The following is a 16,457-nucleotide window of genomic DNA, read 5'->3' as shown; positions in this document are numbered from 1 at the left end:
CGCGCTTCCCTCCCTGTCCCGCCGGGAGAGGGAAGGGTGAGGGTGGCCCGGGTCTAACGCCTCACTTCTGCCGCTTCGGCCCCGCCACCGGGGCGGGCCGCCGCACCACCACGGCGGTCGGCCGTCGATCGCCCGGTGACGCGCCGGGATCGATATCCGGGATCTTGTCCGCCGCCGCGCTCGCGCTCGCGGTAGCAGGATCGTCGGTAACCAGCGTCGCACCCAGCGCCGCCGCAGGCTTCTTCTTCACCAGCCCGGCGGTCTTGGCACCCTTAGCATCCTTGGCGTCCCTGGCATCCGCGTCCTTCAGCACCGCGCCATCGGCCAGCAAGCCGCCGGCCATCGCCGGCCGCATCGGCCCCGTCTCCAGCGCCGCGCCCGGCTTCATCCGGCTCGACGCGGTCGCCCCCGTCGTCGTGGCCAGCGGCTGCGTCGGCATGACGCGCCCACCGGCCAGCGGTGAGATCGGAAGTTGCTGCGCCGCCACCGGGCTCGCGAACAACAGGGCACCGGCCGACAGGGCTACGCGACGCATGATCTTTCTCCGTTCGAACACCCCCTCATTATGACCACGAACGGTTACGATTTGTAGGGGCAGCCCTCCCGCTGCTAACGCGCGCCCGACTCTCTATCCCTGCCACGGAGCCTGCCCGATGATCCCGCGCTATTCGCGAGCCCCCATGACCGCGATCTGGACGCCGGAAAGCCGCTTCCGCATCTGGTTCGAGATCGAGGCGCACGCCACCGACGCGCTCGCCGAACTCGGCGTCGTGCCGAAGGACGCGGCCAAGCGCATCTGGGACGCCGACGCCGACGCCGGCCCGTTCGATATCGACCGCATCGACGCGATCGAGGCGGAGACGAAGCACGACGTCATCGCCTTCCTAACCCACGTCTCCGAACGCACCGGGCCGGAGGCGCGCTTTCTCCATCAGGGCATGACGTCGTCCGACGTGCTCGACACCTGCCTCGCGGTTCAGCTGGCGCGCGCGAGCGACATCCTGCTCGCCGACCTCGACGCGCTGCTGGTCGTGCTCAAGCGCCGCGCGATGGAGCATAAGCTGACGCCAACGATCGGCCGCAGCCACGGCATTCACGCGGAGCCCGTCACCTTCGGCCTGAAGATGGCGGAGGCTTATGCCGAGTTCGATCGCGCCAAGACGCGCCTGATCGCCGCCCGCGCCGATATCGCCACCTGCGCCATCTCGGGCGCGGTCGGCACCTTCGCCAACATCGATCCATCCGTCGAACGCTACGTCGCCGAGAAGATGGGCCTCACCGTCGAGCCCGTCTCGACTCAGGTCATTCCGCGCGATCGCCACGCGATGTATTTCGCCACCCTCGGCGTCATCGCCTCGTCGATCGAACGCCTCGCGACCGAGGTCCGCCACCTCCAGCGCACCGAGGTGCTCGAGGCCGAGGAATATTTCTCGCCCGGTCAGAAGGGTTCGTCGGCGATGCCGCACAAGCGCAACCCCGTGCTGACCGAGAACCTCACCGGCCTCGCCCGCATGGTCCGCGGCTATGTCACGCCGGCGCTGGAGAATGTCGCGCTGTGGCATGAGCGCGACATCAGCCATTCGTCGGTCGAGCGCTACATCGGCCCCGATGCGACGATCACGCTCGACTTCGCGCTCGCCCGCCTGACCGGCGTCATGGACAAGCTGGTCGTGTATCCTGAGCGGATGCAGCGCAACCTCGACCGGATGGGCGGCCTCGTCCATTCGCAACGCGTGCTGCTCGCGCTCACCCAGGCCGGTGTCAGCCGCGAGGACGCCTATCGCCTCGTCCAGCGCAACGCGATGAAGGTGTGGGAATCGGACGGCCAGCTGTCGCTGATGGAACTGCTGAAGGCCGACCCCGAAGTCGCCGCCGCGCTGTCTCCCGAGGAGATCGAGGCACGCTTCGACCTCGGCTATCACTACAAGCACGTCGACACGATCTTCGACCGCGTGTTCGGCCAGGCCTGACGCCTCACCCCGTCATTCCCGCGAAGGCGGGAATCCATAGTCGCAGGTGCGCGTGGATCCCACGATGTTCAGCGACTATGGACCCCCGCCCTCGCGGGGATGGCGGAATTCGGGAAAAGAACGCACCCTAACCCGCTGACCATCCCGCACAAAAACCTTAAGTGCAAATAACGCAATTGCACGCGCAAGCAACAATATTGCGTGTTCGGGTAACATCCACCACATGGCCTATGCCGGATATTTCTCCGGCAGGAGACCATTCACATGCGCATGTTTGAGACCGCGGCCAGCTCGCTGCTGGCGATCGCGGCCCAGGCGCTGGTGGTCGGCATGGTGATCACCACCCTCTGACGCCCCGGCGCGACCGCCCTCTCGCAAGAGGGGGCGGCCAAGCCCGTGGGGCGGTCAGCGCCGTGGGTAGCGCTCCGCAAATTCCCGATCCGACATCAGCAGATAGCGGATCATGTCGATCAGCGCCCACGGCCCGGTGATGAGCAGGCCCAGCACCGTGATCGACAATACCAGCATCAGCACCGCCGACCCGTTCCGCCCCAGATAGAAACGGTGAACGCCCAGCGTGCCCAGGAAGAAGGCGAGCACCGCCGCTACGATCTTGTTGCGGTCGTTATAGACCGGCGGCGCGGCGACTGCGGTCACCCCCGCCGGTACCGGCGCCCGATCGCTCGGCAACGGGAAGATGCTCGTCGCCCGGCCTTCCTCGACGTCGAAATCGACCTTCAGTCCGATCGCCGGCTCGCCGCGATCTGCCCAGTCCGCCGGTTTGAACCGATAGCGCTGGCCATCGTCCCCAGCGACCACGCCATCGCCGGTCCGCGTATCCACGCCTAGAATTTGCCCCCGCATTTCGGTCCTTTGTCACTCCCTGACTGTATGATGCCGATAGCGCAGCCGAGGGCAAGCCTCAACGCGCAGCGGCATCGCTTGTCGGCCAATCGAACGTGGATTAGCATCCCCTCGCGGAGAGCGAACAACCATGCGCTACGGCGAGTTGACGACGAGCCAACGGCTGCGCGCGAGCGCTGCGACGCTGGCGGTCCACGCCGGCCTGATCGTCCTGGCGCTCTCCACCGGCATCGCGCCGCTTCGCCCGAACGAGGCGCCGGCGCTGACCGTCTTCGACGTAACCCCCGACCTCGCCCCGCCGCCGCTACCGCCCGAGATCAGCCCGCCACCACACGAGCGGCCCGCCCAGCCCGCCGAGGTGGCGACGCCACGGGCCGCGGGCGGCCATCTCGCACCGGCAGCACCGACCCGCGTGGCGATCGATGCCCCCGCGCCCGCCGCCGTCAGGGCCACCGCGACGATCGACGCGCCACCCGTCCCGCCGCTCTCCGCCGCTCCGGTAGCCACCGGCGTCGGATCGCCAAGCGGCGACGGCGGCCAGGGCATGGGCACCGGCAGCGGCGCAGGCAATGGCGAGAGGGCCGACGGTGGCGCCCCACAGCGCTTCCAGCGCGCCGACTGGATCGCCTATCCCAGCGATGCGGTCATCAATCGCTATTGGCCGCGCGAGGCCGTCAGGCTCGGCATCGGCGGCGAGGTATTGCTCGCCTGCGCGGTTCGTCGCCCGGGCCACCCCGATCGCTGCATCGCCGTGGTCGAGACACCCAAGGGCATCGGCTTCGCCGACGCCGCACTCCGCCTCTCGCGCACCTTCCGCATCCGCCCCAACCGCATCAATGGCCGTGACGCCGCCGATCTGCCCGTGATGATCCCCATCACCTTCAAGGGCCGGCGCTGATCCACAAGGATCAGGCGGGGCGGAGCACCAGCGTCGACTGGCCCAGTCCGTGGCGCTTACCCGTCATGGGATCGGTGATGTTGTCCTGATCGCCGTCATACCAACGCTCGACACGCCACCCGGCCATCGTCGCGACTACCTCCATCATCTCCCTGGTGGTGGTAATGTTGCGGACGTGGCCCCAGCGCGCGACGGAATCGAGGTTCGCCTCGTCGAGAAAGATGCGTCGCGCTTCGGACAGCGTCATCGGCAGGCAGGATGCCACAAAGGCGCCGCCCTCGCGCACAATCCGCCGCGCCGAGCGCAGATACCGGAACGTGTCCTCATGCTCCATATGCGTGAAGACCGAGAAGGCGCAGATATAATCGACGCTAGCGTCGGCGAGCGCAAAATTCTCGTCGGTCTGATGCCACAGCACGACTTCCGCTTCGGCAGCGCCGATCGCGGTGCGGCAATACGCGAGCATCGTCGGAGAGATGTCGATACCAACATACTTGCCCTGATTCAACGCCGGCACCGCATGAACCGCCAGCCGCCCGGTGCCGCAGCCAAAGTCGACGAGCGTGCTCGTCGCCGTCATGCCCGCTTCCTTCAACAGCGCAAGTTCCAGCCGCCCGATCAGGTCGAAATCGCCGTCGCCGATTGAGCTGCCCGGCGCCAGTTCGCGAGCGTGGTTCTCGTATAGCGTCTCGTAATCACGCGTCGACTTGCGCCGCAGCAACGCGCTGCGGATTTCGTGCTTGATCGACTTCGGCACGAACTTCTTGATCGTCGACAGCATGACAACTCCGGAAAGACCGGTCGCCGACTAGCAGCGGGGGGCAGGCAAGCCAAGATGGCCTCGCCTTCCGTCCCGTACGCCGCGCAGAATCCGCACGTTGCGAAGCATGGCTGGGCAACTGCCTCGACCGCCCGTCATCCCGGTCTTGAACCGGAACGACGCATGAGGTGGCGGCCGCCGCGAAAACCTATCCCGCGATCGCGCTCTTCAGCTTGGCGAAGAAGCCCTGGCTCGCCGGGCATTCGTCGCCGGTCTCGGTTTCGCGGAACAGCTCGAGCAATTCGCGCTGGCGCGTCGAGAGTTTGGTCGGCGTCTCGACGTCGATCTGAACGACCAGGTCGCCCGCGCCGCGGCCCTGCAGCACCGGCATGCCGGCGCCGCGCTGGCGCAACTGCTTGCCGGACTGGATGCCGGCCGGAATCTTCATCTCGTGCGTCCGCCCGTCTAGGCCGGGGATCGACAGCGTGCCGCCCAGTGCCGCGGTTGTGAAGCTGATCGGCGCGCGCGCGAACAGCGTCGTGCCCTCGCGCTCGAAGATCGCATGCCGCTTGATGTGGAGAAAGATGTACAGATCGCCCGGCGGTGCGCCGCGCGCCCCCGCCTCGCCCTCGCCGGCCAGCCGGATGCGCGTGCCCTCGTCGACACCAGGCGGAATTTCGACCGCCAACGTCTTGGTCTTCTCGACCCGGCCTTCGCCACGGCAATCCGGGCATGGATCGGCGATCACCTCGCCCGATCCGTGGCATACCGGGCAGGCCCGCTCGACGACGAAGAAGCCCTGTTGCGCGCGCACCTTGCCGTGGCCGCCGCACTGCGCGCAGGTTTTGGCCTGGGTGCCGGGCCGTGCACCCGATCCATGACAGGTGTCGCACGCCGCCGACACGTCGACCGTTACCTCGGTCGAGCGGCCGTGGAACGCCTCCTCGAGCGAGATTTCCATGTCATAGCGCAGGTCGGCGCCGCGGCGCTGCGCCTGGCGCCCGCCGCCGCGCCCGGCGCCGCCCATGAACTCGCCGAAGACGCTTTCGAAGATGTCGCTGAAGCCGCTGAAGTCCTGCGGCCCCGCACCGCCGCCACCACCGCCGCCCTGGAAGGCGGCATGGCCGAACCGATCATAGGCGGCGCGCTTCTGCGGATCTTTGAGGACGTCGTACGCCTCGCTCACCGCCTTGAACTTGGCCTCGTAATCCTTGCACCCCCCGTTCTTGTCCGGGTGATACTTCATCGCAAGCTTGCGATACGACGACTTGATCGTGGCCGCATCGGCGGTGCGCTCGCATTCGAGCAGTTCGTAATAATCGATGGTCGTGGTCATGCCCGCCCCCATGCGCGTGCCCTTCGAGACGCCGCTTCGACTGCGCTCAGCGGCTCCTCAGGGCGAACGGCGAAGGCAAAACCATCCGTTCGTCCTGAGGAGGGACTGAGCGAAGGCGAAGGCCCGTCTCGAAGGACCGTGCGCATCGCCTACGCCTTACTTGTCGTCGACTTCCGAGAACTCGGCATCGACCACGTCCTCGCCGCCGGCCTCGTTGCCGGCCGCTGCGCCCGCACCCCCCGGTGCCGTCTCGGCCTGCTGCTGCCTCTCGTAGATCGCTTGGCCCAGCTTCATCGCGACCTGCGCAAGCGCCTGACTCTTTTCGTTCATCTGGTCGGCATCGCCCGACTCCACCGCCTGCTTCGCGGCGTCGATCGCCGACTGGATTTCCGACTTCAGGCTCTCGTCGACCTTGTCGCCATTGTCGGCAAGCTGGCGCTCGGTGGTGTGAATCAGGCTTTCGGCGTTGTTCTTCGCCTCGGCCGCCGCCTTGCGCTTCTTGTCCTCCTCGGCGAACTTCTCGGCATCGCGGACCATCTGGTCGATGTCGTTGTCCGACAGACCACCCGACGCCTGGATGCGGATCTGCTGCTCCTTGCCGGTGCCCTTGTCCTTGGCGCTGACGTTGACGATGCCGTTGGCGTCGATGTCGAACGTGACCTCGATCTGCGGCACGCCGCGCGGCGCCGGCGGGATGCCGACCAGGTCGAACTGGCCGAGCATCTTGTTGTCCGCCGCCATCTCGCGCTCGCCCTGGAACACACGGATCGTCACCGCGCCCTGGTTGTCGTCGGCGGTCGAATAGGTCTGCGACTTCTTGGTCGGGATCGTCGTGTTACGGTCGATCATCCGGGTGAACACGCCGCCCAGCGTCTCGATGCCGAGGCTCAGCGGCGTCACGTCGAGCAGCAGCACGTCCTTGACGTCGCCCTGCAGCACGCCCGCCTGGATCGCGGCGCCCATCGCCACGACCTCGTCGGGGTTCACGCCGGTATGCGGGTCCTTGCCGAAGAAGTTCTTCACCGCCTCGCGGACCTTGGGCATGCGCGTCATGCCGCCGACCAGGACGACCTCGCTGATGTCGCCGCTCTTCAGCCCGGCATCGGCCAGCGCCTTCTTCATCGGATCGATCGTGCGCTGGATCAGCGGCTCGACCAGCCGCTCCAGGTCGGCGCGGCTGATCGTCTTGACGAGGTGCTTCGGGCCGTTCTGGTCGGCGGTGATGAAGGGCAGGTTGACCTCGGTCGATGCCGCCGACGACAGCTCGATCTTCGCCTTCTCTGCCGCTTCCTTCAAACGCTGCAGCGCCAGCTTGTCCTTCGACAAGTCGATGCCTTCGTCCTTCTTGAAGCCCTCGGCCAGATACTCGACCAGCTTGTTGTCGAAGTCCTCGCCGCCCAGGAAGGTGTCGCCGTTGGTCGCCTTCACCTCGAACACGCCGTCGCCGATCTCCAGGATCGAGACGTCGAACGTGCCGCCGCCAAGGTCATAGACCGCGATCGTCTTGCCGTCCTGCTTCTCCAGGCCATAGGCGAGCGCCGCCGCGGTCGGCTCGTTGATGATGCGCAGCACTTCCAGGCCCGCGATTTGCCCCGCGTCCTTGGTCGCCTGGCGCTGCGCGTCGTTGAAGTATGCCGGCACGGTGATGACCGCCTGGGTCACCGTCTCGCCGAGATAGCTCTCGGCGGTTTCCTTCATCTTCTGCAGCACGAACGCGCTGATCTGCGACGGCGAGTAATCCTTGCCGCCCGCCTGGACCCAGGCGTCGCCGTTCTGACCCTTCACGATGTGATAGGGGACCAGCTCGGTGTCCTTCTTGGTCACGGGATCGTCGAACCGGCGGCCGATCAGGCGCTTCACCGCAAAGATGGTGTTGTCGCCGTTCGTCACCGCCTGGCGCTTCGCCGGCTGACCGATCAGTCGCTCGCCGTCCTTGGCGAACGCGACGATCGACGGCGTGGTGCGCGCGCCTTCCGCATTCTCGATCACCTTGGGCTTGCCGCCCTCCATCACTGCGACGCAGCTGTTGGTGGTGCCAAGGTCGATACCGATAACTTTAGCCATGTGTGCTTCTCGAGCCCCTCACAAACGATAAACCTAGCGAGGTTGCGTCCCGTTACGGCGGCGCAACCTCTTCATGCTGTCGGCGATATAGGTGGCCGTCGGCTTGCCGCAAGAAGTGCACTTTCGTAGAGGTTCCCTCACGATGATCCCGCACTGGAACAGACTGGCGAAACCCGCCGCACTCGGCCTCGCCCTGGCCGCCGCCACCGCGATCGGCGGCTGCACTGCACCGACGCAGGTGACGATCGACGACGCCTGGGTGCGAATGCCCGCGGTGCCGGGTCGCCCGGGCGCCGCCTATTTCACCATCCACGGCGGCCCCCGTCCCGTGACGCTGATCGGCGTCACCTCCGACCTGTCGATCCGGTCCGAAATGCATGAAAGCATGAGCGGCAACGGTATGGCCGGGATGCGACCGGTGCCCAAGGTCGAGATTCCCGCGGCGGGCGAGGTGAAGTTCGCCCCCGGCGGCCTCCACGTCATGCTCTTCGGCATCAACCCGCGCGCGAAGAAGGACGTCACCTTCCTCCTCACCTTCACCTTCGCCGACGGCAGCCGCATCACCCACAACGCGCCCTCGGTCGCGGCGGCGGACGCGCCGGCCGGTTGATGGCGCAGCGACGCCCGCTCACCACGGGCGAGATCGCGCTCGCCTGCTCCGTGTACGGCGACGCGATCGACTATGCCCCGGTGACGGTCGTGCGCGGCAAATGGGCGTTCTTCCAGCCGCGCGACACGGTGATGGCGCCGTGCGGCCACATCCACTTCCATCCCCGCGGCCACCTCTACCACGACGATTTCGCCGCCGCGCCAATCGACCGCCAGGGCCTCTTCATCCACGAGATGTGCCACATCTGGCAGCATCAGCAGGGCATCTTCCTGCCGCTGAAGCGCCATCCCTTCTGCACCTACGACTATGTCATCCATCCCGGCCGGCCGCTCAAACGCTACGGGCTGGAGCAGCAGGCGGAGATCGTCCGCCACGCCTTTCTCGTCCGTCGCGGCGTGCGACTCGCGGGCGTGCCCGATGCCGCGACCTATGATTCGATCCTGCCTTTCACGGGCAACACCCGCTGATCGCGCACTTTTCCGCCAATCGCTGCGATGAATAGAGCCCGCGGTACGGTGGACCTCGCGACATTAACCCTTTTCCCATCAAATATGCGTTACAACGACCGGGTAACCGTCGGGGGACGAGTCCTATGGCGACCCGGTTGTCGCAGTGGAACAAGGCAGCGCCTGCGCTCATCGAGCATCGCGGCGCGATTCGCTACGGCGTCGGCGTGTCGCGGCACGACCATCCCGAGGCGTCGCTGGCTCTTGCCACTATGCACGACGTGTCGACCTACGGCTGTCGCCTTGCGCTGGCCGATACGATCGAGATCGGCGAGCGACTGACGATCACCATCGGCGCCGCCGCACCGCTCGACGCGACCACGATCTGGGCCGAGGACGGCATGATCGGCTGCCGCTTCGCGAAGCCTCTCCCCCGCGCCCTCAGCCGCGCGCTGACGCTGGGCATTCACCCCGTCGCCTGAAGGCGGATCGGCCTCACGATCGATCCCATCCGCCCGCCCTCGCAATAAAGGGCGGGCTAACCCAACTGTGGTTCGAGACGGCGCTTCGACTTCGCTCAGCGCCTCCTCACCACGAACGGGATGAAGAGTTTGGGCGTCCGCAACATCCATCACCCCTTCCCGTTCGCCCTGAGGAGAGGCTGAGCGAAGGCGAAGCCTCGTCTCGCAGGGCATGCCAAGCCGCCTGTGCTTCGAGACGGCGCTTCGCTCCGCTCAGCGCCTCCTCAGCACGAACGGAGTTTTCGTAGCCCCTACAACCGATCCCAATCGATCGGCTGCGTCCGGTCCAGCGTCCAGGGCGCCTCCGGCATCGGATATTTCAGCCCGGTCGCGCAATTGAACAGCACGACCTCCTCGTCCTCGTCGACCTCGCCGGTGCGCAGCGCCTCGCGATACGCCGCCAGCGTCGCGCCGCCCTCGGGGCACAGCAGCAGCCCGTCCTTCTTCGCGCAATCGTCGACCGCCTTCAGGATCGCCGGATCGCCGACGCCCAGCGCCTTGCCGCCGCTCTCGCGCACCGCGCGCAGGATCAGGAAGTCGCCGACCGCCTTGGGAACGCGGATGCCGGCCGCGACGGTATGCGCGTCCTCCCAGCGCTCGGCGTGCTCGACGCCCTCCTCGAACGCGCGCACGATCGGCGCGCAGCCGCTCGCCTGCACCGCATACATCCGCGGCCGCTCCGGCCCGATCCAGCCCAGCGCCTCCAGCTCGGCAAAGCCCTTCCACATTCCGATCAGCCCGGTGCCGCCGCCGGTCGGATAGAAGATCGCCTTGGGCAGCCGCCAGCCGAGCTGCGCCGCCAGTTCGAGTCCCATCGTCTTCTTGCCCTCGATCCGATAGGGCTCCTTCAGCGTCGAGAAATCGAACCAGCGCCCCGCCGCCGCGCCCTCGGCGACGATCGCGCCGCACTGGTCGATCAGGCCGTTGACCCGCCATACCCGCGCGCCCTGCGCCGCGATCTCGCGCACGTTCACCTCGGGCGTATCCTCGGGACAGAAGACGATCGTCTCGATGCCGACGCGAGCAGCATAGGCCGCCAGCGCCGCGCCCGCATTGCCGTTGGTCGGCATCGCGATCGTGCGCACGCCAAGTTCCTTGGCCATCGCCACCGCCATCACCAACCCGCGCGCCTTGAAGCTGCCGGTCGGCAACCGCCCCTCGTCCTTGACCAGCACGTTGCCGCCGCTGCTCCTGGGGATCGTGATCAGCGGCGTTTCCACCTCGCCCAGGCTGACGACATTCTCGTCGCGCCGCACCGGCAACAGCTCGCGCCACCGCCACAGGCCCGTCGGCCGTGCGTCCATAGCGTCGCGCGTCACCGCCGCCCGTGCAGCCTCCAGGTCGTAGCGCACCAGCAGCGGCTTGCCCGCCCGCGACAGGTTGTGGAGCGTATCGGCGGCATAATGCTCGCCGGTGGCGGAGCATTCGAGATGGGTAACAAAGCTCACTTCATACCTTTCGCGCGAGGCGGCGTTCCGCCAGCCGTTCGTCGTATCGTCCGGAGGCGATGGCATGCTCGCCGATCCAGCGCCGCCCCGCCTCGCCGCCGTCCAGCCAGCGCCCGACCAGCTCACCCCAGACAACGGGAAGCTGCAGCCGCTCCCATGCGGCCGCCGTCGCCTCGGACAGGGCCGCATAGCGTGCGCTGTCGTTGCCCAGTTCCTCGATCGCCGCCGCCATCGATGCAGGGTCCGACGCGCGAAAGACGATCGCGCTCTCGCGATGGACCAGCGCGCCTTTGAACATCGGGTGATCGCTCGCCAGGATCGGCGTCCGGGCCGACAGCGCTTCGTAGATGGTGAGCGGCAGTCCTTCGGGATATTCGTGCCGCGACGGCACAACCACCGCGTCGGCATCCCGCATCGCCGCCGGCACGGCTTCGTTGGGGATCGGCCCGGCAAAGGTCACCGCATCGCCCAGCGACAGCGTGGCGGCATGCGCCGCCATCGCCCCGCCCGTATCGGGGCCGTTGATGACGGCGGTCACGCCGATGCCGCGGCTGCGCAGCAGCGCGATCGCGTCCAGCAGGTCGCTGACCCCCTTCGACGCCATCACGCCGCCGACATAGGTCAGGCGCAGCGGGCCCGCCTCACGCTTCCGCGGCTCGCGCTCCTCGGGCCGGAACGACGGCGGCCAGTCCCACGGCACGACCTTGTCTGGCGACACGCCGATGTCCAGCAGCGACAGGCAGGCGTTGAGGCCATGATTGCCGACCCACTCGATCTGCGAATCGTTCAGCTGCCGCATCAGCCGCCAGTTGCGGTAACGATCGCGCAGCCGCCGCCCGTCGAAGGAGTCGGCCAGTACCGCGATCGTCGGCACCTCGTTGGCGATCGCCCAGGCCAGCATCGGCCGATAGGGCGTCGTCGCGACCAGATGGGTCGGCGCGGTCGACGCGATGCAACCGACGTAGCGCTTTTCCTCGACCGGCCCCTGGAATCCCATGCCGATCGCGCGGACCCCGTTGCCGAGGACGACGTCATAGGGCTCGGCGGTCTGCGAGCAGATGACGGCGACCTGCTCATGCTTCACCGCCAGCCCCCCGACGAAATTCACCGAATAGCGCTGCGCCTGATAGGTCGATTGCCCCCCGGCGGCGAACCGTTCGAACGTCTCCCGATAATCACCGGCATATTGAACGATCGTCAGTCTGGCCACCGCCGCCCCCCTTGCAACACTGGAACCGCGTGGCGCTTACCCCGCCTTGGCCACGCCCACCAGCGCCGGCCGCAGCAGACGGTCCTTGATCATGTAGCCGGCCTGCATTTCCTGCACCACCGTCCCCGGCGCGGCGTCGGCCGAGGGGATTTCGACCATCGCCTGGTGCTTGTTGGGATCGAGCGTCGCGCCCATCGCCTCGATCTTGGTGATGCCGTGGCGGGCGAAGACATTGTCCAGCTCGCGGCCGGTGGCCTCCAGCCCGGCGACCAAACCCTTGAACTTGGCATCCTCGCGCGCTTCGGCGGGGATCGCCGCCAGGCCGCGCGACAGGTTGTCCGCCACCGACAGGATGTCGCGCGCGAAGTTCGTCGTCGCATAGGTGCGGGCGTCGGCGGTTTCCTTCTCCGCACGACGGCGGACGTTCTGGATCTCGGCCTGCGCATACATCGTCGCCTGCTTCGCCTCGGCAAGCTTCGCCTCCAGCTCGGCGACGCGATCGTGCTCGGCGACTTCGGGCGCCGCGGCGGCGGTTTCCTGGCGCAGATCTTCGGTCGTGTTCTCGGTGTCGTTGTCGATCATCATGTATCCCGTACTGTCACTGTCAGCCCATCAGGCGGGCGAGCGTTGCCGCAGTGAAATCCACCATGGGCACGACGCGCGCATAGTTCAACCGCGTCGGCCCGATCACGCCGACCACGCCGACCACGCGTCCGCCGGCCCCGCGAAACGGCCGGGCGATGACCGAAGATCCCGACAGCGCGAACAGCTTGTTCTCCGCGCCGATGAATATCCGGGTCGAATCGCCGGCGCGCGCGCTGTCGAGCAGGCTCGCGATCTCCTGCTTGCCGTCTAGGTCGTCGAACAGATGCCGCACCCGATCGAGGTCGGCGAGCGCCGCCGCATCGAGCAATCGCCCCTGGCCGCGCACGATCAGCACCGGGCGCCGGTCGCCGTCCTCGCTCCATACCGCCAGCCCCCGCTCGACCAGCGCCCGCGCCGCCGCGTCGAGCGCCGCCCGCTGCTCGGCCAGCTCGCGCATCATCCGCTCGCGCGCCTCGCCCAGCGTCAGCCCGGCGGCATTCGCGGTCAGGAAGTTGCCCGCCTCGATCAGCGCCGACGCGGGCATCCCGCCGGGCAGCTCGATCACCCGGTTCTCGACCGATCCGTCGTCGCCGACCAGCACCGCCATCGCCTGCGTCGCCGACAGCGGCACGAACCCGATCGAGCGCAGCACCACCTCGCGCTTGGGCACCATCACCAGCCCCGCACACGCCGACAGGCCGGACAAGGCCGCCGTCGTCGCCGCCAGCGCTTCCTCGACCGGCCCGCCCGTGCCGGCCCGCGCCTCGATCGCCGCCCGCTCGTCGGCGCTGGGCTCCAACGCCTGCATCATGCCGTCCACGAACAGGCGAAGCCCACGATCGGTCGGCACCCGACCGGCACTGGTGTGTGGGCTCGCGAGCAGCCCCTGCTCCTCCAGATCCTGCATCACGCTGCGGATCGAGGCGGGTGACAGGTTCATGCCCGTAGCCAGCGCGATCGTCTTCGACCCCACCGGCGCACCGTTCGCCAGAAAGCCGTCGACCACCGCACGAAACACCTCGCGCGCACGATCGGTCAATTCGACGACGGGGAGTGCGCTCATGCCAGCGATGTAGGATGGATGAGGCTTGGGGTGAAGGGTCGCACGGCGAGCCCTACCCCACCTCCGTCATCTGATCCTTCCCCGCCAGGGGGAGGTGGCCGCCGTAGGCGGTCGGAGGGGGAGGACGCCCAAACGTCGCGTGTCGCCTACCGCCCCCTCCGTCACGCTGCGCGTGCCACCTCCCCCTGGCGGGGGAGGATTAAGCGTCTACCGCCCCACCAACGCCGCGATCGGCAACGCCTTGGGCGCTTCGCGCAGATGCGTGAACATCCAGCCATATCGCGCCGGATCGCATCCATAATTGATCCGCAGGTTCGACGCCCGCGCCCCGTTCGACCAGCGCACCTCCACCGTCGGCATGTCGGTCGCCATGATCCGGCACCCCTCGCCATCCTCCAGCCGCACCGTCCCCTGCCCCCGCAACGGCTGCAGCCGTCGCCGGAACTCCAGCCACTCCGCCTTCGACACCCGGAACGTATGGCTGCCCGTCACCTTGGTGAAGCGCTCGCCCTCGAACACGCCCTTGCCGTCCGCCGACACGGTGACGCGATACGCCGGGCACGTCCCGTAGCAGGGGCCGGTCCGATAGCTGATCGTCTCCGGCGTCGGCCGTGCCTCGCCCTCGGCGACCAGCAGCCCGCTCGCGATCGACACCAATGCTGCCCAATGCCATCGCTGCATCGCACGTTCCTTCCATGGCTGGCGCGACTCTGCCCGCGCCGCTAGTGACTTGACTCATCCCACCTTGAGGAGAGTTGAATGCGCCCCAGCGGCCGCGCCCCCGACCAGATGCGCCCCATCTCGATCACGCCCAACTTCACGCGCCATGCGGAAGGATCGGTGCTGATCGCATTCGGCGACACCCGCGTCCTCGTCACCGCCAGCGTCGAGGAGCGCGTGCCGCCGTTCCTCCGCGGCAAGGGCGAAGGCTGGGTCACCGCCGAATATGGCATGCTTCCCCGCGCCACCCACACGCGTGGCAACCGAGAGGCCGCCAAGGGCAAGCAGTCGGGCCGTACCCAGGAAATCCAGCGCCTGATCGGCCGCAGCCTGCGCGCCGTCACCGACCTGAAGCTGCTCGGCGAGCGACAGATCACGCTCGACTGCGACGTGCTCCAGGCCGACGGGGGCACCCGCACCGCCGCCATCTCGGGCGCCTGGGTCGCGCTGCGCATGGCGGTCGACGGGCTGATGCAAAGCGGCAAGCTGACCGTCGATCCGATCCAGCAGAAGATCGCCGCCGTCTCGTGCGGCATCTATGAAGGCACGCCGGTGCTCGACCTCGACTATCCCGAAGACTCGGCCGCCCATGCCGACGGCAACTTCGTGATCCTCGAGGACGGCCGCTTCGCCGAGGTCCAGGCGACCGCCGAGGGTGCCTGCTACGACGAGGAGGCGCTGCTCCGCCTGCTCCGTCTCGCGCGGATGGGCTGCACCGAGATCTTCCGCGCCCAGGCCGAGGCGCTTCGATGAGCGGCGAGGGCGACGTGCCCCAGGCGATCCGCAAGCTCGCCCCCGGCAAGCTCGTCATCGCCAGCCACAACCAGGGCAAGGTGCGCGAGATCGACGCACTGCTGCGCGACCATGGCATCGAGGCGGTATCGGCGGGCGCGCTCGACCTGCCCGAGCCCGAGGAGACCGGCACCACCTTCGTCGCCAATGCCGAGCTGAAGGCGATGCAGGCCGCCGACCTGTCGGGCCTACCCTCGCTCGCCGACGACAGCGGTATGTGCGTCGATGCGCTGGGCGGCGATCCCGGCATCTTCTCGGCGCGCTGGGCCGGCGCGTCGAAGGACTTCGCCGCCGCGATGCAGCTGGTCGAAACGAAGCTGCAGGAAACGCCCGGCGCCGGCCGCACTGCGCATTTCGTATGTGCGCTCGCGCTCGCCTGGCCCGACGGCCATATCGAATGGTTCGAGGGCCGGGTCGACGGCACGCTTGTCTGGCCGCCGCGCGGGGACAAGGGCTTCGGCTACGACGCCATGTTCCTGCCCGATGGCGAGACCGAGACGTTCGGCGAGATGGACCCGGCCCGCAAGCACGCGATCAGCCACCGCGCCGACGCCTTCCGCCAGCTGGTCGCCGCCGTCCTCTGATGGCCGTCCGCCAGCTCTTCCCGACGCTGTTCTACGAGGGCACGCTCGACGACGAAGGCTTCGTCGGGGAGCTGGAGCACAGCGTTCTATCGCTGGCCGAGGACGACGTGGCGGGCAAGCGCTGGTCGAAGGCGCACGGCTATCGCGGCTACACCAGCTACGCCTCGCTCAACGACCTGCCGCAGCGCGATCCGGTCTTCGCCGATCTGAAGCGCCGCCTCGATCGCCACGTCGCGGCGTTTGCGAGGGAAGCGGGGTTCGAGCTCGATGCGAAGCTCAAGCTCGACAGCCTGTGGGTCAACGTCTTGAAGCCCGGCGGTGCCCATTCCGGTCACATCCACCCGCATTCGGTAGTGTCGGGCACCGTCTATGTCGCGATCCCGCCCGGCGCCGGCGCGCTCAAGCTGGAAGACCCCCGCCTGCCGATGATGATGGCCGCCCCGCGCCGCGACGGCACCTTCGTCTATGCCGAGCCGCAGCCGGGCAGCGTCTTCCTGTGGGAAAGCTGGCTGCGCCACGAAGTGGTGCCCAACGGCGCCAAGGGCGAGCGGATCAGCGTGAGTTTCAACTACCGCTGACCGGCTAC

The 16,457-nt window shown here is 67.9% G+C and carries 18 protein-coding genes; 8 read left to right on the top strand and 10 right to left on the bottom strand.

The window, feature by feature from the left end; translation table 11 throughout:
• Positions 1-61: 61 nt before the first annotated feature.
• Positions 62-535 carry a hypothetical protein gene (locus GGQ80_RS12835; RefSeq protein ID WP_183985436.1) on the bottom strand — a complete coding sequence of 158 codons (474 nt, stop codon included), beginning with the start codon at positions 533-535 and terminating at the stop codon, positions 62-64.
• Positions 536-653: 118 nt separating this feature from the next.
• On the opposite strand from GGQ80_RS12835, the gene purB reads away from it, so the two are divergent.
• The gene (gene purB / locus GGQ80_RS12830) at positions 654-1,970 is read left to right on the top strand and encodes an adenylosuccinate lyase (protein ID WP_183985434.1); all 1,317 of its coding nucleotides are present in this window, start codon (positions 654-656) and stop codon (positions 1,968-1,970) included.
• Between the two features lie 405 nt (positions 1,971-2,375).
• Here the strand turns inward: purB and GGQ80_RS12825 are convergent, their stop codons facing one another.
• A complete protein-coding gene (locus GGQ80_RS12825) occupies positions 2,376-2,813 on the bottom strand; it encodes a TM2 domain-containing protein (RefSeq protein ID WP_343051047.1) in 438 nt (145 codons plus the stop codon).
• 151 nt (positions 2,814-2,964) lie between these two features.
• On the opposite strand from GGQ80_RS12825, the gene GGQ80_RS12820 reads away from it, so the two are divergent.
• The gene (locus tag GGQ80_RS12820; RefSeq protein WP_183985430.1) at positions 2,965-3,732 is read left to right on the top strand and encodes an energy transducer TonB; all 768 of its coding nucleotides are present in this window, start codon (positions 2,965-2,967) and stop codon (positions 3,730-3,732) included.
• 10 nt (positions 3,733-3,742) lie between these two features.
• Here the strand turns inward: GGQ80_RS12820 and GGQ80_RS12815 are convergent, their stop codons facing one another.
• The 3 genes from GGQ80_RS12815 to dnaK form a co-directional block, all read right to left on the bottom strand.
• A complete protein-coding gene (locus GGQ80_RS12815; protein ID WP_183985427.1) occupies positions 3,743-4,513 on the bottom strand; it encodes a class I SAM-dependent methyltransferase in 771 nt (256 codons plus the stop codon).
• 187 nt (positions 4,514-4,700) lie between these two features.
• On the bottom strand, positions 4,701-5,828 hold the full coding sequence (dnaJ, locus tag GGQ80_RS12810; RefSeq protein WP_183985425.1) for a molecular chaperone DnaJ: 1,128 nt from the start codon (positions 5,826-5,828) through the stop codon (positions 4,701-4,703).
• Between the two features lie 156 nt (positions 5,829-5,984).
• Entirely contained in the window at positions 5,985-7,892 is a 1,908-nt protein-coding gene (gene dnaK / locus GGQ80_RS12805) for a molecular chaperone DnaK (RefSeq protein WP_183985423.1), read from the bottom strand.
• Between the two features lie 142 nt (positions 7,893-8,034).
• On the opposite strand from dnaK, the gene GGQ80_RS12800 reads away from it, so the two are divergent.
• From GGQ80_RS12800 to GGQ80_RS12790, 3 genes are all read left to right on the top strand, one after another.
• Positions 8,035-8,502, top strand: coding sequence for a copper chaperone PCu(A)C (locus tag GGQ80_RS12800; protein WP_183985421.1), 468 nt, complete (start codon positions 8,035-8,037; stop codon positions 8,500-8,502).
• Positions 8,502-8,969 carry a vgr related protein gene (locus tag GGQ80_RS12795; protein ID WP_183985419.1) on the top strand — a complete coding sequence of 156 codons (468 nt, stop codon included), beginning with the start codon at positions 8,502-8,504 and terminating at the stop codon, positions 8,967-8,969. The genes GGQ80_RS12800 and GGQ80_RS12795 overlap by 1 nt, the downstream gene beginning before the upstream one ends.
• A 125-nt stretch (positions 8,970-9,094) precedes the next feature.
• The gene (locus GGQ80_RS12790; RefSeq protein WP_183985417.1) at positions 9,095-9,430 is read left to right on the top strand and encodes a PilZ domain-containing protein; all 336 of its coding nucleotides are present in this window, start codon (positions 9,095-9,097) and stop codon (positions 9,428-9,430) included.
• A 290-nt stretch (positions 9,431-9,720) separates the two neighbouring features.
• On the opposite strand, the gene GGQ80_RS12785 is transcribed toward GGQ80_RS12790, so the two are convergent.
• From GGQ80_RS12785 to GGQ80_RS12765, 5 genes are all read right to left on the bottom strand, one after another.
• Positions 9,721-10,917: a threonine synthase gene (locus tag GGQ80_RS12785; RefSeq protein ID WP_343051046.1), complete on the bottom strand. Its 1,197-nt coding sequence runs from the start codon at positions 10,915-10,917 to the stop codon at positions 9,721-9,723.
• Between the two features lies 1 nt (position 10,918).
• Positions 10,919-12,127 (bottom strand): glycosyltransferase, encoded by a 1,209-nt coding sequence (locus GGQ80_RS12780; RefSeq protein WP_183985413.1) that lies wholly within the window; start codon positions 12,125-12,127, stop codon positions 10,919-10,921.
• A gap of 36 nt (positions 12,128-12,163) precedes the next feature.
• Positions 12,164-12,709, bottom strand: a complete 546-nt coding sequence (grpE, locus tag GGQ80_RS12775; RefSeq protein ID WP_183985411.1) for a nucleotide exchange factor GrpE — start codon at positions 12,707-12,709, stop codon at positions 12,164-12,166.
• Between the two features lie 22 nt (positions 12,710-12,731).
• Positions 12,732-13,775: a heat-inducible transcriptional repressor HrcA gene (gene hrcA, locus GGQ80_RS12770; RefSeq protein ID WP_183985409.1), complete on the bottom strand. Its 1,044-nt coding sequence runs from the start codon at positions 13,773-13,775 to the stop codon at positions 12,732-12,734.
• A gap of 207 nt (positions 13,776-13,982) precedes the next feature.
• Entirely contained in the window at positions 13,983-14,456 is a 474-nt protein-coding gene (locus GGQ80_RS12765; protein ID WP_183985407.1) for a DUF6438 domain-containing protein, read from the bottom strand.
• A gap of 78 nt (positions 14,457-14,534) precedes the next feature.
• Here GGQ80_RS12765 and rph point away from each other — a divergent pair, with 78 nt between their 5' ends.
• From rph to GGQ80_RS12750, 3 genes are read left to right on the top strand one after another with little or no spacing between them, the layout of a single operon-like run.
• Positions 14,535-15,248 carry a ribonuclease PH gene (gene rph, locus GGQ80_RS12760; protein ID WP_183985405.1) on the top strand — a complete coding sequence of 238 codons (714 nt, stop codon included), beginning with the start codon at positions 14,535-14,537 and terminating at the stop codon, positions 15,246-15,248.
• Positions 15,245-15,871: an RdgB/HAM1 family non-canonical purine NTP pyrophosphatase gene (rdgB, locus tag GGQ80_RS12755; RefSeq protein WP_183985402.1), complete on the top strand. Its 627-nt coding sequence runs from the start codon at positions 15,245-15,247 to the stop codon at positions 15,869-15,871. Before rph ends, rdgB begins: the two co-directional genes overlap by 4 nt.
• Positions 15,871-16,449, top strand: coding sequence for a TIGR02466 family protein (locus GGQ80_RS12750; protein ID WP_183985400.1), 579 nt, complete (start codon positions 15,871-15,873; stop codon positions 16,447-16,449). Before rdgB ends, GGQ80_RS12750 begins: the two co-directional genes overlap by 1 nt.
• Positions 16,450-16,457: the final 8 nt, after the last annotated feature.

The organism is Sphingomonas jinjuensis (genome assembly GCF_014197105.1).
Taxonomy (GTDB): Bacteria; Pseudomonadota; Alphaproteobacteria; order Sphingomonadales; family Sphingomonadaceae; genus Sphingomonas; species Sphingomonas jinjuensis.
The sequence above is the reverse complement of the archived record's forward strand: the minus strand, read 5'-3'. Positions and strand labels throughout refer to the sequence as shown.